The 16,561-nt window shown below is 70.2% G+C and carries 14 protein-coding genes; 9 read left to right on the top strand and 5 right to left on the bottom strand.

From position 1 onward, the window contains the following. Window positions 1–98 precede the first annotated feature (98 nt). A complete protein-coding gene (locus ACFYY6_RS12145) occupies window positions 99–1,400 on the top strand; it encodes a DUF5685 family protein (protein WP_351523346.1) in 1,302 nt (433 codons plus the stop codon). A gap of 3 nt (window positions 1,401–1,403) precedes the next feature. On the opposite strand, the gene ACFYY6_RS12150 is transcribed toward ACFYY6_RS12145, so the two are convergent. Further along, window positions 1,404–1,574 (bottom strand): hypothetical protein, encoded by a 171-nt coding sequence (locus ACFYY6_RS12150; protein WP_386607344.1) that lies wholly within the window; start codon window positions 1,572–1,574, stop codon window positions 1,404–1,406. A gap of 270 nt (window positions 1,575–1,844) precedes the next feature. Here ACFYY6_RS12150 and ACFYY6_RS12155 point away from each other — a divergent pair, with 270 nt between their 5' ends. Further along, entirely contained in the window at window positions 1,845–2,744 is a 900-nt protein-coding gene (locus ACFYY6_RS12155; protein WP_351523348.1) for a S1 family peptidase, read from the top strand. Between the two features lie 254 nt (window positions 2,745–2,998). Beyond that, window positions 2,999–3,478 carry a hypothetical protein gene (locus tag ACFYY6_RS12160; protein ID WP_073791630.1) on the top strand — a complete coding sequence of 160 codons (480 nt, stop codon included), beginning with the start codon at window positions 2,999–3,001 and terminating at the stop codon, window positions 3,476–3,478. 42 nt (window positions 3,479–3,520) lie between these two features. Here the strand turns inward: ACFYY6_RS12160 and ACFYY6_RS12165 are convergent, their stop codons facing one another. Beyond that, window positions 3,521–4,447 carry a DUF4231 domain-containing protein gene (locus tag ACFYY6_RS12165; protein ID WP_351523350.1) on the bottom strand — a complete coding sequence of 309 codons (927 nt, stop codon included), beginning with the start codon at window positions 4,445–4,447 and terminating at the stop codon, window positions 3,521–3,523. A 274-nt stretch (window positions 4,448–4,721) separates the two neighbouring features. On the opposite strand from ACFYY6_RS12165, the gene ACFYY6_RS12170 reads away from it, so the two are divergent. From ACFYY6_RS12170 to fxsT, 5 genes are all read left to right on the top strand, one after another. Further along, window positions 4,722–5,450: a hypothetical protein gene (locus tag ACFYY6_RS12170; protein ID WP_386607345.1), complete on the top strand. Its 729-nt coding sequence runs from the start codon at window positions 4,722–4,724 to the stop codon at window positions 5,448–5,450. 309 nt (window positions 5,451–5,759) lie between these two features. Next, complete coding sequence (gene fxsA / locus ACFYY6_RS12175) at window positions 5,760–5,927, top strand: FxSxx-COOH cyclophane-containing RiPP peptide (protein WP_360108120.1); 168 nt, start codon at window positions 5,760–5,762, stop codon at window positions 5,925–5,927. A 30-nt stretch (window positions 5,928–5,957) separates the two neighbouring features. Beyond that, window positions 5,958–8,219 (top strand): radical SAM/SPASM protein FxsBH, inactivated beta-hydroxylase extension form, encoded by a 2,262-nt coding sequence (locus tag ACFYY6_RS12180; protein ID WP_351523356.1) that lies wholly within the window; start codon window positions 5,958–5,960, stop codon window positions 8,217–8,219. Window positions 8,220–8,444: 225 nt separating this feature from the next. Continuing rightward, window positions 8,445–9,803, top strand: coding sequence for an FxsC protein (fsxC, locus tag ACFYY6_RS12185; protein ID WP_351523359.1), 1,359 nt, complete (start codon window positions 8,445–8,447; stop codon window positions 9,801–9,803). Beyond that, window positions 9,787–13,719 carry an FxSxx-COOH system tetratricopeptide repeat protein gene (gene fxsT / locus ACFYY6_RS12190; protein WP_351523361.1) on the top strand — a complete coding sequence of 1,311 codons (3,933 nt, stop codon included), beginning with the start codon at window positions 9,787–9,789 and terminating at the stop codon, window positions 13,717–13,719. The genes fsxC and fxsT overlap by 17 nt, the downstream gene beginning before the upstream one ends. Before the next feature lie 48 nt (window positions 13,720–13,767). On the opposite strand, the gene ACFYY6_RS12195 is transcribed toward fxsT, so the two are convergent. The 3 genes from ACFYY6_RS12195 to ACFYY6_RS12205 all read right to left on the bottom strand — a co-directional run bounded on the left by ACFYY6_RS12195 (window position 13,768) and on the right by ACFYY6_RS12205 (window position 15,845). Next, complete coding sequence (locus ACFYY6_RS12195; protein ID WP_351629234.1) at window positions 13,768–14,643, bottom strand: alpha/beta fold hydrolase; 876 nt, start codon at window positions 14,641–14,643, stop codon at window positions 13,768–13,770. Window positions 14,644–14,796: 153 nt separating this feature from the next. Further along, a complete protein-coding gene (locus ACFYY6_RS12200; RefSeq protein WP_351629237.1) occupies window positions 14,797–15,003 on the bottom strand; it encodes a DUF397 domain-containing protein in 207 nt (68 codons plus the stop codon). Next, window positions 15,000–15,845: a helix-turn-helix transcriptional regulator gene (locus ACFYY6_RS12205; RefSeq protein WP_351629240.1), complete on the bottom strand. Its 846-nt coding sequence runs from the start codon at window positions 15,843–15,845 to the stop codon at window positions 15,000–15,002. Before ACFYY6_RS12205 ends, ACFYY6_RS12200 begins: the two co-directional genes overlap by 4 nt. Before the next feature lie 246 nt (window positions 15,846–16,091). Between ACFYY6_RS12205 and ACFYY6_RS12210 the strand changes: the two genes are divergently transcribed. Then, the gene (locus ACFYY6_RS12210; RefSeq protein ID WP_351629243.1) at window positions 16,092–16,544 is read left to right on the top strand and encodes an ATP-binding protein; all 453 of its coding nucleotides are present in this window, start codon (window positions 16,092–16,094) and stop codon (window positions 16,542–16,544) included. Window positions 16,545–16,561 lie beyond the last annotated feature (17 nt).

Below are 16,561 nucleotides of genomic sequence, written 5' to 3' on the forward strand. Positions count from 1 at the left end.
CATGCAGCACGTACGGGTGAACGGATGGCTCGATTACGATGCTCGTCGCGCGGGTGCACGAACCCGGCGCGACAGTGGACGACATTCGGGGGATCGTCGTGTTCGGAATCGTCAGGCCCTGCGCCCATCGCCTGTCCGAGGGGATGAGGACGGAGTGGATGGCCCATCTCTGCGGGCTCTGCCTCGCGCTTCGCGCGGACCACGGGCAGTTCGCCCGCCTCGTCACGAACTACGACGGCCTGATCGTCTCAGTTCTGACGGAGGCTCAGTCCGAGCGCACCACGGGGTGGCGCCGGACAGCGGGGCCCTGTCCGCTGCGCGCCATGCGGACCGCTCCGGTCGCCCGGGGCGAGGGGGCCCGGCTGGCCGCGGCCGTCTCGCTGGTGCTGGCCTCCGCGAAGGTGCGGGACCATGTCGCGGACGGGGACGGCTGGATGAGGCGCCGTCCGGTCGCGGCCGCGGCGCGCCGGGTCGCCGCCGGGTGGGACCGGGCAGGCGCGCGCACCGGCGCGCAACTCGGATTCGACACGGCGCTCCTCGTCGACGCGGTCGACCGGCAGAGCGGCATCGAACTGCTCGCCGGGCCCGGAACGCCGCTGCTGACGGTCACCGAGCCGACCGAGACCGCCACCGCCGCGGCCTTCGCCCACACCGCGGTGCTCGCCGGGCGGCCGGGGAACGCGGAGCCGCTGGCCGAGGCGGGCCGCCTCTTCGGACGCCTGGCGCATCTGCTGGACGCCGTGGAGGACCAGGAAGCTGACGCGGCGTCGGGCTCCTGGAACCCGCTCACCGCGACCGGCACCTCCCGGGACGAGGCCCGGCGGCTGTGCGACGACGCCGTGCGCGGCGTGCGGCTGGCGCTGCGGGACGCCGAGTTCACCGACGGCAGGCTGGCCCATGTGCTGCTGGCCCACGAGCTCCGGCAGTCGGTGGACCGGGCTTTCGGTACCACGACGTGCTCGCACCGGGCGGACGGCGCGGCGCCGTCCGGGAACCTCCGCGGCACGGACACGGACGGGACCGTCCACGGCGTGGCCGAGGACGGGATCGCCGCCGCGCCGGGCACCGGGCCGGCCGGATCATACGGGCCGCCGCCCGGCAACCCGTACGCCCCGAGCCCCGGCAACCCGTACACCCCGGGGCCCGGTGGCCCGCCGCTGCCGCCCGAGCCGCCGCGCGACCGGCGCGGGCTGATCGCGGGCTGCCTGGTGTGGGCGGGGCTGGCCTGCACCTGCCAGATGTGCTGCGGCACGTTCGAGGACCCGTGGACCCATCAGCGCCGTGAGGGGCTGTGCCACCAGTGCGACTGCGGCGACTGCTGCGAAGCGTGCAACTGCTGCAGCGGCTGCGGGGACTGCTGCGAGTCCTGCAGTTGCTGCGACTGCGACTGCAGCTGCTGACGGTCACTCGATCGCGGGCGGGGAGATCCGCGAGGACGCGAGCGCCGACGCCGTGATGCCCCACTTCCGCAGGATCCGGTCGCAGGTGCCGTCCGCCTTCAGGCTGACCGGATGAACACCGGACCGCCGCCCGGCAACACCCTCCCCTTCGCCGCCGAGGCGGGCGAACGCCACCGCGTCGACCGCTGAACCGACGCCCCGTCGTCCCCTTCCGGAACACCGGCCCCGGCGGCTCCGCACGCCGCCGGGCCGGTGCACGGCGGAACGCGCCAGGGGCGGTCGGCCCCCTTGCGTAAGAAGTTGACCCCTTGAATACTCCCGTGCAGCGCTTGTCAGGAACACGGCATGTTTTCGCCTCCGGTGGACCGTCGTGCGAACGACTGCGCCTCACGGGTCCGGCCACCCCACGGGCGGGCCCCCGACTTCCCTCGGGAGGAACGAAAAGTGAGGATCAAGCGCACAACCCCCCACGGCGACATCGTCAGACGCGGCCGGGCCGTCGCCGTCGCAGCGGGCCTCGTCGCCCTCGCGGCCCTGACGGTCCCCAGCGCCCAGGCCGACTCCGCCACCAATTCCGGCGCCGCCCGGCTCGCCGCCGCGAGCGACGCCGTGCTCGAGGCCGACGTGGCGGGCACCGCCTGGAGCGTCGACCCGAAGTCCGGCACCGTGGTGGTCTCCGCGGACAGCACGGTCTCACAGGCCGAGATCAAGCGGATCAAGCAGTCCGCCGGCGCGAACGCGGACGCCCTGCGCATCGAACGCACCCCCGGGAAGCTCACCAAGCTGCTCTCCGGCGGCGACGCGATCTACGCCCCCGGCTGGCGCTGCTCGCTCGGCTTCAACGTCCGCAGCGGCAGTACGTACTACTTCCTGACCGCCGGTCACTGCACCGACGGCAACCCGCCCTGGTACACCAGCTCCTCGCAGACCACCAGCATCGGCCCGACGGTCGGCTCCAGCTTCCCGACCAACGACTACGGCCTCGTGCGCTACGACAACACCTCCGTCCCGCACGACGGCACCGTCGGCAGTGTCGACATCACCGGCGCGGCCGACGCCACGGTGGGCATGTCCGTCACCCGTCGCGGCTCCACCACGGGCACCCACAGCGGATCCGTCACGGGTCTCAACGCCACGGTGAACTACGGCAACGGGGACGTCGTGTACGGCATGATCAAGACCAATGTGTGCGCGGAGCCCGGCGACTCCGGCGGTCCGCTCTACTCCGGTTCCAAGGCGATCGGCCTCACCTCCGGGGGCAGTGGCAACTGCTCCTCGGGCGGTACCACCTACTTCCAGCCGGTCACCGAGGCGCTCAGCGCGTACGGGGTCAGCGTCTACTGACCCCGCCGCTCCTCCCGCACCCCCTGCTGCTCGCGTTCGTCCCGCGAAGGCGAGTACGGCATCTGCTCGGGCGACACCCTGCAGAGAGAGGAAGCCCCTGCCCGAATGCTGGGCGGGGGCTCCCGCTCACCCCGCGCCTTTTGAGAGGATGTGGGGCAGGTCGGTCATGCAGGAGCAAACGGGGGCGGATGCTGTGCCTCCCGGAGGGTGTCCTCCGGGAACCCCCGGCAGACACCCCAGGGGGTTGCGGATCCGTGAATCGCATCGGAGTGACCGGTCATCGCAGCATTCCGCAGGAGGCGCACGCGCATGTGCTGGCGGGCATCCAGACGGTCCTGCGCGGTCTGGAGGGCTCCCTGGAAGCGCTCTCCAGCCTGGCGGTGGGGGCGGACCAGATCTTCGCCGACCTCGCCCTGGCCCGCGGCGCCGAACTGACCGTGGTCGTTCCCAGCGGTGACTACGAGTCCTCCTTCGCCGACGCGGCCGAACTCGCCCGCTACCGGGCCCTCAAGAACCGCGCGGCCCGCGAGGTCCGGCTGGACTTCCCGCACTCCACCGACGAGGCGTACTACGCGGCGGGCGCGTACATCGCCGACCACTGCGACCGGCTGCTCGCCGTGTGGGACGGCAGGCCGGCCCGCGGCCTCGGTGGCACCGGCGACATCGTGACGTACGCCCGCCGTCTGGGCCGCCCGGTCACCGTGATCTGGCGCGAGGGCGTGGAGCGCGGCTGACCGCGGTCCGCGTCCACCCGCCCGTGAGCGATTGACGCCCCCTCACATCTGGTGGCGGGCCAGCCAGTCGGTGTGCTGCGGGGAGACGATGCGCTCGGTCTCGAACACGGCACGCGGCCACTGCCGCTCGGTCAGCGTCGTCTCCATCGCCACCTGCATCGACTCCAGGTCCTGCTCCACCAACGAGTGGGCCGAGATCAGCGGGTGGTGGCGGCGGATCTCGGCCCACGCCAGACAGGCCGCAGCGGCGGCCGACAGGACCCCGGTCAGGGCGAAGGACTGCATGACGGAGAATGTCCGCAACAGGGCGAACAGCAGGGCCAGCGCGGTCAGTACGGCGATCGTGCTCGACCAGAGCAGGGTGGCCCGGCGCGACACCTCCTGGCGCCTGCGGTACCACGTGCGCTGCTCGATCAGCCGGTCGCGCACGTACGTCTCCTTGCGCACGGTGAACGCCTTGTTCCGCAACTCCCGCATGGAATCCGTGATCAGACCGCCCGAGTCCGCCGTCAGGTCGCGGGGATCGGTCCAGCCCACCTTGCACAGCTCCTGAAGCCCCTCCTCGAGGCGGTTCGCGAACACCGCCTCGGGATGCGGCGTACTGGTGTCGAAGGGGGCGCCGTGCACCGAGTAGCGCCAGCACATCGACTTGATGAACTCCGCGGCCGAGCGGTTGAGCTGCCATTGCGACTTCGCCCTGCGCCGGGTGGCGAGGTAGGTCGTGATCAGCACGCCCGTGTAGGACAGCACGCCGATGGCGTCGACGAGTTGGAAGGTGCCGCCCAGCTCGGCGCGCCAGGGCAGGGCCGCCGGCACCGTGCCCAGGACCAGCAGGATCAGCTGGACGCGGGTGGTGTTCACCGCCTCCCGCTGGCTCGCGACGGCGATCGCGTCCGTGTGGTGGAAGAGCTCCGGCAGGTCAGCGTTCCTGAACACCATGCTCTGGAGCGGTCCGGGAATCGCCGTCATGTTCACTCCCCGTCTGAGGTGATGGAGGCGTTCTGCGGTGGTGGAGGCATGAGGGTAAGTGGCGTCACCGGGCGCGGCAACGGCCCCGGCCGCGCAACGGCTGTTTTCGGTCCCGCCCGGCCGATTCCGGCCCCGTCGCGCCCCGTTCCCGTCCGCCGCACCCTTCTCGTGCGCCCCGAAGCGTTGTGGGAAGGGCGGTCAACTGGCAATATTTTAAGGTCAGTTACCACTGATGCACCTCTCGGTTTCCGTTGTCGCGGGGGAGAAGTCGAGAATGAGTCAGGCAGGCCGTCAGGGCGCGGATCCGGGGTCCGACGCCCAGCGACGGATCCGCAGGAGCCCCTTGCTGTTCGCCTTGCCGATGGCCCTTCTCCTCCTGCTGGTCGCCGTGCTCGGCTGGGAGACCGTCCGTGCCAACGTCTCGGCCGGGGCGCGGACCGAGTGGCCGTGGCGTCTGCAACTGCTCGACGGGGAGGCGCTGGGCAGCCTGCTCGCCGTCGCGGCGGGAGCCGTGCTGGCCCGCGCGCAGTACGCCCGCACGGTGCGGCCGTACCTGGGCTGGCGGGCCGCCTGGGTGACCGGCGAGATCACGCGGGACGTGCCCGCGTGGCGGGTCGGGGTCATGAACGGCGGCCAGCACCTCGCCGTCGTCGAATCCTGGGACTGCAGGGTGGTGATGAGGGGCGCGCGGGACCTCCCGGACGCGCCGTGGGGCAGCGTCCCCGCCGCCTGCGACGAGCTGGCAGGGGCCGGCCTGGTGGCCGGTGAGGACTTCCGGCTCATCGACTTCGGGGCGGGGTTCCCCCTGGTGGGGGCGGGAAGCCACGAGACGGTGCTGGTGGGGGCGTTCTCGGAGAACTTCGTCGGCCGGGTCGAGTCCGTGTACGTGCGCGCCAGGATCACGGACGTCGTGGGCGACACCCACGAGCGGATCATGGACTGCATGAAGGGCGTACGGGCGACCGAACCCCCACCGGCCGACGGGACGCCCCGCCGGCTGTGACGGAGAGCCGCCCGCCGTGCGAAGGCACTCCCCGCCGGCCGTCCGCACGACCGGTGGCGCGACGGTCGCCGAGCCCGGATGCGCGGGCCCGCGCGCACCTCTTCCACCGGCGCATTTCTCCCGGTCGCGGGCGCCCGCGCGGGTGCTTCCCGTGACGCCTGATGCGTTCTGTATGCCACTCGCGTGACGAGTGGATCTCCGCGGTTGCCAAGCCCGTTGAGGGGAGTAAAGTCGTTTCGCCGGGCACTGTGATGATGCGGAAACCGGCTGCTTTGTTCATGATCCGGAACACACCCCTCAAGGATGGCCGTGAAGACCTCAGAATCCCCTCGTGCCTTCGCTGTCGCGAAGAAGGGCCGCATGTCGCTCGCCGAGATCGACACCCGCGGCGCAGAAGCCAACCGGAAGCTCGGCCGCGTGTTCTCGGCCCCCGCAGACCGCCACACCCAGGCGTCCACCTTCAGTTCCGCGCTCTGATTCGCGCCGCATGCTGGCTAGACTGAGGGAATGACAGGACCCCTGGTCCCATTCCGCGAATTCGTGCTCAAAGTGCACAGCAGGTGCGATCTTGCCTGCGACCATTGCTACGTCTACGAACATGCAGATCAGAGTTGGCGTACCCGCCCCAGAACAATCTCTGACGAAGTCATCTTCCGGACAGCTCAGCGCCTGGCCGAGCATGCCTCAGCGCATGCGTTGCCCTCCGTGTCAGTGATCCTGCACGGAGGGGAGCCCCTACTGGCGGGCCCCGCCCGATTGCGCCGCGTCTGCGAAGCGCTCACCTCCGCCTTCGAGGGCGTCGCGGAGCTCGACCTCCGCATCCACACCAACGGGACCCAGCTCAGCCCGCGTTATCTCGACCTCTTCGACGAGTTCGGCGTCAGGGTCGGCATCTCCCTCGACGGCGACCGCGCCGCCAACGACCGGCACCGCCGCTACGCCGACGGACGCAGCAGCCACCCCCTGGTCCTCAAGGCCGTCGAACTGCTGCGGCAGGAGCGTTACCGGCACCTCAACCTCGGCCTGCTGTGCACCGTCGACATCCGCAACGACCCGCACGCGGTCCTGGACGCGCTCGTCGAACTCGAACCGCCGCTCATCGACTTCCTGCTGCCGCATGCGACATGGGACCAGCCGCCGCTCCGCCCGGACGGATCGCCCACGGCCTACGCCGACTGGCTCCTCGCGGTCTTCGACCGCTGGGAGGAGCGGGGGCGTCCGGCACCGGTGCGCATGTTCTCCTCGGTGTTCTCCACCCTGAGCGGGGGGCCCAGCCTCACCGAGTCCCTGGGGCTCGCCCCCACCGACCTCGTCGTGGTGGAGACCGACGGCCGGCTGGAACAGGTCGACTCGCTCAAGAGCGCCTACGAGGGCGCGGCCGCCACCGGATTCGACGTCTTCGGCCACACCTTCGACGAGGTGGCCGCCCATCCCGGGGTACGCGCCCGCCAGCTCGGGCTGGCCGGCGTCGGCGAGACCTGCCGGCGCTGCCCGGTCGTGCGGTCGTGCGGAGGCGGTCTCTACACCCATCGCTACGATCCCACGGGGCCGGACGGCGCCTTCGACAACCCGTCCGTGTACTGCGCCGACCTGGAGGCCCTGGTGCGCGGCATCGAGGCGCGCACGGCGGAGTCCCTCGTCGCGCCCGCGGTGACCGACACCGTCGAGCTGGCCGCCGCCCAGCAGGACCTCACCCGCACCCTCCTCGCCCGGTTGAACGCCGACATCGGGCGGCGCGGCGGCGAGGAGTGGGCGACCGCCTGGGAGCTGGCCGCCGCCGTCGAGGAGTCCGAGGAGGGCGCCCGCGGCCTGGACGAGGTGCTGGCCCTGCCGTACACCCGTAGCTGGCTGCTCCACGCGCTGGAGCTGGTCCACGAGCGCCGCGGGGCCGTACGGGTGGCGCGACGGCTCCCGGCGTACCTCGCGTCGGCCGTCGTGCGGGCCGGACTGGATCTGCCCGTACGGGTGCGGTTCTCGGACGGCCGTCTCTTCCTGCCCGGCCTCGGCGAGGCGCGGGTCGGGGCTGTGGGGGAGTGCGGCACGGCCCTGGTGCGGGGCACCGGGGACGGCTTCGTCGTGCGGCACGAGGGTGCCGGTACGGACGTCGTGCGGCTGCGGGAGGCGACGCCCGCATGGCGGCCGCTGCGCCGGTCGGCGGCACCCGGCCCGGTGCCGGAACCGTGCCCCGGTCCGGTGTCCGCGTTTGTGTCCGGCCTGGTGCTCGACGACCTCGACCCGTTCCGCGACTGCTTCCCCACGCCCGCCGCGCCCGCGCTCGACGACCGTGCCGCCGCCGCCCTGGCGGCCAGGATCGACGAGGCGTGGGCGGTGATCGGGTCGAAGGCGCCCGGACGCGTCCGGGAGATGGCGGGTTTCCTCACCACCCTCACCCCGCTGACCGGGCTGGGCCCTTCGGAGTGCTCCGTCGGACGGCACGGACAGGGCGCTCTCGGGATCCCCGTGGACGGCGGCCCCGAGGAGCTGGCGTCCGGACTGCTCCGTGGTTTCCGGCGAGCCGAATTGCGGGCGCTTCGCGATGTCACGGATCTTTACGCGGCAGACGGCTCCTGGGACCATCGAATGCCCTGGCAGGAAGAGCCCGTTCCATTTTCCCGGTTGCTGTCCGACACCTATGAACGGATCGCATTGGGGGCTTTCGGGTCACGATGGCTGGAAGGCGTACCGGAGGCACTTGACACGCTGGAGAGAGCCGCCGAACTGACCGTTCACGGGAAACGGCTGTTGGACCTGATGCGAAAAGAGATCTGAGGGAATTCGAAGTCGATATTCCGTTTGAGTCGGGACGTCTGAGCAACGCCGGTACACACGGGACAAGTGGGAGAAAGGGTCGCAGACCGAATTCGATCAAGGAAAAGATCGAATGAATCCGGGAACCTATGACCGGAAACCGGCGTTGAATGACCGAACGCCATGGGGGTGGAGCAACGTCCGCTCCGGAATGATGAATTCGCTCGCATTCATCTCTCTCCTCGGATGCGGGTGCTCACACAGGACGGGGGTCGTGTGCACGCAACAACGCAACAGCGAGCGGCGGACCATCGGCCGTACTTCTTCTTGAGCTATGCCCATACACCGGGGTACGGCCGTGGAACCGACCCCGACATGTGGGTCGAGCGGCTCTTCCAGGATCTCTGCGGCCATGTGATGGCCATGACCGATCTGCCCGCCGGCGCGTCCGCCGGGTTCATCGACCGGGAGATAGGCGCCGGCGAGGGCTGGTCTGAGCGACTGGGCGAAGTCCTCGCCACCTGCCGGGTGTTCGTTCCGCTGTTCTCGCCGCGCTATTTCGCCAGCGAGATGTGCGGCAAGGAGTGGTACGCCTTCGCGCAGCGCGCCATTCACCATCGAGCCCGCTCCAACCAGCGCGCCGAGGCGATCGTCCCGGCGCTCTGGGTCCCGGTGCCGCCGAGTCAACTCCCGGGCCCCGCCGAGCGGTTGCAGTTCAATCACCGCGATTTCGGCGACCGCTACGTCAGCGACGGGCTGTACGGACTCATCAAACTCCGGCTTTTCGCCGAGGAGTACGAGCGCGCGGTGTACGAACTCGCCAAGCGCATAGTCAACGTGGCGGACACCATTCGGCTCGGCACCGGGCGCCCCGTGGACTATCGCATGGCCCCCAGCGCCTTCGGCCCGCCCAACAGCACGGTCGCCCCCCGTCCGATGCAGGTGACGATAGCGGCGCCCACCCGGCACGACCTGCCCGAGGGGCGCAGTGCCGACTACTACGGCGACACCCCGCAGGACTGGAACCCCTACCACCCGTCCTCGGTGCGCCCCCTGGCCTATGTCGCCGAGGACCTGGTCCGTTCCCTCAACTACCAGGCCACCATCTCCTCGTTCGACGAGGAGTCCGGGCACCCGGAGGGCAAGCAGGCACCCAGCCGGCCGGAGATCCTGCTCGTCGACCGCTGGGCCCTCCAGGACGAGGACAGGCGTAGGCGGCTCGCCGCCTTCGACGCCGAGAACCGTCCCTGGGTGACGATGGTCGTGCCGTGGAACCGGGAGGACCAGGAGAGCCGGGCGGCCGAGGCGGAGCTGACCGAGAAGCTCGAACGGACCATGCCGACCAAGATGCGCCAGGGCCGGGCCTTCTGCCGGGCCGCCGCCAAGGGCGTACCCAGCATGGAGGCGTTCGGGCAGATCCTGCCGCAGGTGGTGGAGGTGGCGGCCCAGCAGTACCTGCGGCACGCGGCGGTCTACCCGCCCGCCGCCGGTGGCGGACAGACCGAACGGACACGCCTGATGGGGCCGATGGCGCAGACGAACTACATCCCCGAGACACACGACCCTGCGACGGATGCGGAGGACACGGATGACGGCCGGTCGTGACGGGCGCATCGTCACCTTCTACTCGTACAAGGGCGGCACCGGGCGCACCATGGCCCTGGCCAACACCGCCTGGATACTCGCCGCCAACGGACAACGGGTACTGGCCGTCGACTGGGACCTGGAGGCACCCGGGCTCCACCGGTTCTTCCACCCGTTCCTCGACCCCTCGACACTCGGCGCCACCACCGGTGTCATCGACCTGATCACCGAGTACGCGTGGGCCGCGACCAGTCCCGCCCAGCGTGCCGACGACTGGCACCGCGACTACGCCCGCATCCAGCCGCACGCGGTGTCCCTCGCACCCGAGTCGCTCGGCTGGGAGTTCCCGCACGGAGGCACCCTCGACTTCGTCTCCGCGGGGCGCCAGAACCGCGAGTACTCCGCGACCGTCTCCACCTTCGACTGGGACAACTTCTACGACCGGCTCGGCGGCGGCCACTTCTTCGATGCCCTGCGCGACGACATGAAGGCCAACTACGACTACGTCCTCATCGACAGCCGGACCGGCCTCAGCGACATCGCCGACATCTGCACCGTCCACCTGCCCGACGTCCTCGTCGACTGCTTCACCCTCAGCGACCAGTCCATCGACGGCGCCGCCTCCGTCGCCCGGCAGATCTCCGAGCGCTACACCGGCCGCCCCATCGCCATCTATCCCGTCCCGATGCGCATCGACGAGGGCGAGAAGGAGAAGGCCGACGCCGGACGGGCCCTGGCCCGGCTGAAGTTCGACCGGCTGCCGCGCGATCTGTCCGGGGACGAACTCACCGCCTACTGGGGCGCGGTGGAGATCCCCTACCGCCCCTACTACGCGTACGAGGAGACCCTCGCCACCTTCGGCGACGAGGCCGGCCTCACCAACTCGCTGCTCTCCGCCTTTGAACGGCTCACCGCCGTCATCACCGACCGCCGGATCACCTCGATGCCGCCGGTCGCCGAGGAGGTGCGGCTGCGCATCCGGGACGCGTTCACCCGGCGCAGGCCGGCCCTGCCCGCCGATCTCTTCCTCAACTACGTGGCAGAGAACCGGATGTGGGCCGACTGGGTCGAGTCCGTGCTCACCCGGGCCGGGTTCCGGGTCGTGCCGCGCGACGTGTCGGCGGAGCGGGAGACTCCCGAATCCGCGTTCTCCGCGGAGACCGCGACCCGTACCGTCGTGCTGCTGTCCAACGCGTACCTCAAGTCGCAGCGCGCGGTGAGGTTCTGGGAACGGACCGTGGCGGAGGATCCCGGCGGCGGCCGGCGCCAGCTGCTGTCGTTCAGGGTCGGGGACGTACGGCTGACCGCCCAGTACCTCGACCGCAACCCGGTCGACCTCTTCCGGCTGGACGAGGTGCACGCCACCGCCGCCCTGCTGCGCGCCCTGGACCGGCCGGTGCAGCTCACCGACGGGGTGGCACCCGGACCGCGCTTCCCCGGCACCGTCCCCAGGATCTGGAACGCGCCCCCGCGCAACCCCGGCTTCACCGGCCGCTCCACGGTCCTGGAGCGGATGCGCGACCAGCTCGGCGGCGGCATGGCCGTCGTCCTGCCCCAGCCGCAGACCCTGTACGGCCTCGGCGGCGTCGGCAAGACCCAGGTGGCCCTGGAATACGTGCACCGCTTCATGGCCGACTACGACCTGGTCTGGTGGATATCGTCGGAGCAGATCGACGACGTGGTGGCCTCGCTCGCGGAGCTGGCCGTGCAGATCGGCGCCCAGGGCGGCGACGACATGGCCGCCGCCTCCCGGGAGGCGGTGGACCTGCTGCGGCGCGGTGTGCCCACCGAGCGCTGGCTGCTGGTCTTCGACAACGCCGACGACCCCGAGCGGCTCAGGCGGTACTTCCCGCAGGGCGGCTCCGGACACATCCTGGTCACCTCGCGGAACCAGTCGTGGTCGCAGCACGGCGACGCGCTGCCCGTCGACGTGTTCCTGCGCGAGGAGTCCATCGAGCACCTCCAGCGCCGGGCGCCGGGACTGAGCGCCGAGGACGCCGACCAGGTGGCCACCGCGGTCGGTGACCTGCCGCTCGCCGTCGAGCAGGCGGCGGCGTGGATCGCCGAGACCGCCACCCCGATCGACACGTATCTGGAACAGCTGGCCCAGCAGGCCCCCGAGGTCCTGGCGCTCAACCAGCCGGACGGCTACCCGCAGCCGGTCGCCGCGACCTGGAACATCTCCATCGAACGGCTCAAGGAGCGCTCGCCCGCCGCGGTGCGGCTGCTCCAGCTCTGCGCCTTCTTCGCCCCGGAGCCGATCTCGGGCAATCTCCTCTACAGCAAGGAGATGATCGAGGCACTGAAGCCGTACGATGCCGCGCTCCAGGAGAAGCTGGTGCTGGGCCGGGTCATCCGGGAGATCGGCCGGTTCGCCCTCGCCAAGGTCGACCAGGTGTCCAACTCCATCCAGGTGCACCGTCTCGTCCAGGCCGTCATCCGGGCACAGCTCAGCGAGGAGGAGCAGCGGGACGCCCGGCACGCCGTCCACCGCATTCTCGCGGGTGCCCGGCCCGATGACGACGAACCCATCGACAACCCCTCGACCTGGCCGCAGTTCGCGACCATCTGGCCGCACCTCGCCCCCTCCGACGCCCGCAACTGCAAGGAGCCCGAGGCCCGCAGGCTGCTGATCGACCGGGTCCGCTACCTCTGGAAGCGCGGTGAGTTCAGGACGGCGGGAGCGCTCTGCGAGGAGCTGCGCGCCATCTGGAAGGAGACCTTGGGCGAGCGGGACATCCAGTACCTCTACCTGTGCTTCCACCTCGCCAACATCTACCGCTCGCGCGGCCGTTACGTGGAGGCGCGGGAGCTGGACGAGATCACCCTGTCGGTGCAGCAGGAGGTCCTGGGCCCGGAGCATCCGCACACGTACATGAGCACCAGCAGCCTGGCGACGGACCTGGGCACGCTCGGCGAGTACACCAGGGCGATCGAGCTGGCGACCGAGGCCACCGAGGGGTTCAACCAGATCTTCCACGAATCGCACCCCAGGACCCTGGCGGCGGCGAACAACCTGGCGTTCACCCTGCGGTCCATCGGACAGTACGCGCGGGCCCGGGAGATCGACCAGGACGTCTTCGACCGGAGGGTCGAGGTCCTGGGGGCGGAGCATCCCTACAGCCTGTCCTCGGCCATGAACCTGGCGCGTGATCTGCGCGATGTCGGACGGTACGAGGACTCCGTCAACATCCTCAGCCGTACGTACGACAGCTACAAGGCCACGCTCGGGCGCGCCTTCCCCGGCACGCTGAGCGCCGCGAAGAGCCTGGCGGTCTCGCTGCGCAGGGCGGGCAGACTGGAGGATGCCCGCCGGCTCACGGTGGCCACCCTCGCCCGCTACCGGGCCAAGTACACGGCCGCCAACCCGGAATGGCTCGCCTGCGACCTCAACCTGGCGGCCGACCTGTACGCGGCCGGCGAGACCACCGAGGCCAGGGAGACCGCGCAGCAGGTCGTCGACCAGTACATGAAGGTGCCGGGGGAGAAGCACCCGTACACCCTGGCCGCCCTGAACAACCTCGCCGTCTACCACCTGGGGGTCGGCGCGGTGGAGGAGTCGGAGCAGGTGCTGACCCGGGTGGTCGCGGCGATGCGGGGGGTGTACGGACAGGAGCACCCCAACACCCTGTTCTGCGTCATGAACCTCGCCAACGCGACCGCCGAACTGGGCGATCTGGAGATCGTGCTGAAGACCGAGCGGAGACTCGCCGGGCAGCTCAGGCATGTGCTCGGGGCGCACCACCCGGAGACCCTGGCCATGATGTCGAACATGGCGGTCACGCTCGACGCGATGGGGCGCGCGGAGGAGGCGGCGCTCCTGCGGGCGGAGACGGGCGACGAGCTGGCCCGGCAACTCGGCGAGGACCATCCGATGACCCGGATCGCGCGGGACGAGCGCCGGTTCGAACGCGAGCTGGAACCGATGCAGGTGTGAGCCGTCCGGGGGTGTCCGGCGCCCGTCGGACACTCCCGGGGCTCCGCCTCAATCCGTGACCGGCTCCAGCAGCCAGTTGAGGATCCGGGGCAGGGCGTGCAGGGCGTCGAAGTGTGCGGCGGCCGGTTCCACCACGACGGTCGAGTTCGGGATGCGCTCGGCCAGCCAGCGGGAGTGGCCCACCGGCGTGAACACGTCCTTCTCGCCGTGCCACAACATCACCGGACCGGGGATGTCGGCGGGATCGAAACCCCACGGCCGGCTGAACGCGATCGCGTCGTCGATCCATCCCCACGCCGAAGTGCGCAGCGCCTCACGGTAGTTGCGCAGCAGCATGCTGCGGACCCCGGCGTCGTTGACCACCATCCGGTCGGAGTCGGTCAGCTCCCGGCGCAGGTCGTCGATGAGCCGGACCGGGTTCTTCCTGATCACCGCGGACCGCGAGATGAACGACTCCGCGAGCCCGTCGGGATCGGTCGCCGCGGTGGAGTACGCCAGCACGTTGGATGCGGCCATCCCCTCGAACCAGTCGAGTCCGTCGGCGCCCCAGGGAGCCAGCCCGACCAGCGCGGCGGTACGGGTCACCCGCTCGGGCATCAGCGCGGCACAGGCCAGCGCGTGCGGAGCGCCCCCGGACCGGCCCACCACGGCGAACCGTTCGAGCCCGAGGTGGTCCGCGATGGCCCGTACGTCCTGCACGGCATCGGCGACGCAGCGGCCCGGCAGCCGGTCGGAGCTCCCGTAGCCCGGCCGGTCGTAGGCGATCAGTTGTGTCTTGCGCTGATACAGCACCATGCCGCGCGGAGCCGGACCGAGCCTGCTGCCGGGCATCCCGTGCAGCAGGAAGACCGGTCTGCCGTGCGGATCACCCAGGCGCTCCACCATCAGATGCCGCCCGTCCTTCGCGTGCACCCGGCTTCGCACTCCGTGCCTCCTCCGTGTGGTGCGGGCACGGCGTGCCCGGCTTCCCGCCCCGAATTGATGATGGCTCATCAGAGCCCTTACCGGGACGGCGTGTTGGGAAACGAGGGAGGTCTTGGGGGAGCGCGTTCGCCGTATTGCCGGTGCCTCGCCGGGCTAACCGCGGGCGAACGTGACGAATGCCGCCCATTCGCCCCGTTCGACCCGGAGCACGGGTCCGGCGCCCGCCGCCTTCGAGTCACGTACGCACACGGTGTTGTGGTCGACGGCCACCTCTACGCAGTCGCCGCCGCCCGATCCGCTGTAGCTGCTCTTGAACCAGCGCAGCTCGTCGGTGTTCTCGATTACCTGCTCCACGCTCATGTCTCTCCCAGCAGCTGTTCGATGAGCCGAGCAGTCCCTTCGACATTCAGGGCCTGCGACCGAAGCTTGCCATACCGCAAACCGAACGTGCTGACCTCTGCCGGATCACTGACGACACTGCCGATCTCCTGGGATTCGATGTATCCGAGACGGCGTAGTTGCTTCGTCTCCATCAGTACGAAGGGCCCGTCGAGACCCACGTGGAACCCGTTTCCGGCAGGCATGACCTGGATCTCGACGTTGTGCAACATTCCGACTTCAAGAAGGTGTTGCCACTGTCCACGCATCAGCGCGGCGCCGCCCACGGGGTTGCGCAATGCCTCCTCGCCGATGATGAAGGAGAGCTCCGCCATGGGGTCCCGAGTCAGCAGCTTCTGCCTGCTCAGGCGGGCCTCCGTATGCTGATCGATGACGTCCGTGCTGAGCGGTGGGCAATGAGAGGCGAACAGGGCTCGTGCGTACGGCTCCGTCTGCAACAAGCCCGGTACCAGCAGCGGATCGTAGGAGAACCGGCTCATCGCCTCCGCTTCGATGAGCGCGAAGTTGCGGAAGAACCGTGGGAGCTTCGCTCGGTCCACGTCGGCCTGAAGGACCTGCAACAGCCCGCCCGAGGCGAGAGTCTGGTCCGCCGCTACGGTGAATGCCTCCTTCGCGGCGCGTCGCCCCTGCTCGACGGAGGCGACCTGTTCCTGGGAGTAGCCGATGGCATCGCCGAGCGCCTGCTGGTTCATCCCGGCCTGTTTACGCAGGTGCTGGAGGAGTTTGCCGTAGGCCACCCACACCCCCGGCAGGTCGCTTTCCTCCTTCGTCTTCGCTGCACGGCTGTTGCGTACGTCGCGCATGGCCGTCACCACTCCTTCCGTCACCGTTCCGCCGGTCCCAGGCACCTGTAGCGTTCCTCAACTCCACTACGGCTGGGAAAGGTTCAACGGGGCAGCCATTTCCGGAGATACGGTGACCGTCCCGTACTGCACCCGTACAGGACTCGTACAAATCGGGGTGCGACCTCCACGACGTGTCCGTACCGCCGACGTCTCGTACGGCCGTCGTACCTGGTCAGCGGGTGATCACCCGCTCACGATGGTCCGGTGACGCAACATGCAAACACCCATGAACCAAGCACGTCCACGGCCGAGTTCAGGATCCAGCTGAGCAGCACCAGGCGCGGCGCACGGCTGGCGCGCACTCTCGCCGTGCAGCAGCTCACCGAGTGGTGGGGCGTTCCGCACGATTCCGAACCGGTCCGGACCGTCGCCCTGGTCACGGCCGAGTTGGCGTCCAACGCCATCACCCACGGACGCCTGCCGGGGCGCGACTTCCGGTTGATGCTCCGTCTCCTGCCTCAAGCCATCCGCATCGAGGTGACGGACACCCGCCCGGACCACCTCCCGCCCCAGTCACCACCCGGCCCCGTACCCACCGACGCCGACTCGGGTCGCGGTCTTCTTCTGATCGGCGCCTACGCGAACCGGTGGGGCTGCACCGTGCGCGACGGCCTCACCAAGACCGTCTGGGCGGAAGTGGCGCTCCCGGGGAGCTGAGCCCGGCCCGGCAGCCG

It is taken from the genome of Streptomyces sp. NPDC001750 (assembly GCF_042892615.1).
GTDB lineage: Bacteria > Actinomycetota > Actinomycetes > Streptomycetales > Streptomycetaceae > Streptomyces.

Excerpts from the sequence above, each read along its gene's own strand:
- ACFYY6_RS12180 (WP_351523356.1), top strand. The coding sequence starts at position 5,958 with ATGACAGGACCCCTGGTCCCATTCCGCGAATTCGTGCTCAAAGTGCAC.
- ACFYY6_RS12200 (WP_351629237.1), bottom strand. The coding sequence starts at position 15,003 with ATGAGCGTGGAGCAGGTAATCGAGAACACCGACGAGCTGCGCTGGTTC.
- ACFYY6_RS12165 (WP_351523350.1), bottom strand. The coding sequence starts at position 4,447 with ATGACGGCGATTCCCGGACCGCTCCAGAGCATGGTGTTCAGGAACGCT.
- ACFYY6_RS12205 (WP_351629240.1), bottom strand. The coding sequence starts at position 15,845 with ATGCGCGACGTACGCAACAGCCGTGCAGCGAAGACGAAGGAGGAAAGC.
- fsxC (WP_351523359.1), top strand. The coding sequence starts at position 8,445 with ATGCGGGTGCTCACACAGGACGGGGGTCGTGTGCACGCAACAACGCAA.
- ACFYY6_RS12170 (WP_386607345.1), top strand. The coding sequence starts at position 4,722 with ATGAGTCAGGCAGGCCGTCAGGGCGCGGATCCGGGGTCCGACGCCCAG.
- fxsT (WP_351523361.1), top strand. The coding sequence starts at position 9,787 with ATGACGGCCGGTCGTGACGGGCGCATCGTCACCTTCTACTCGTACAAG.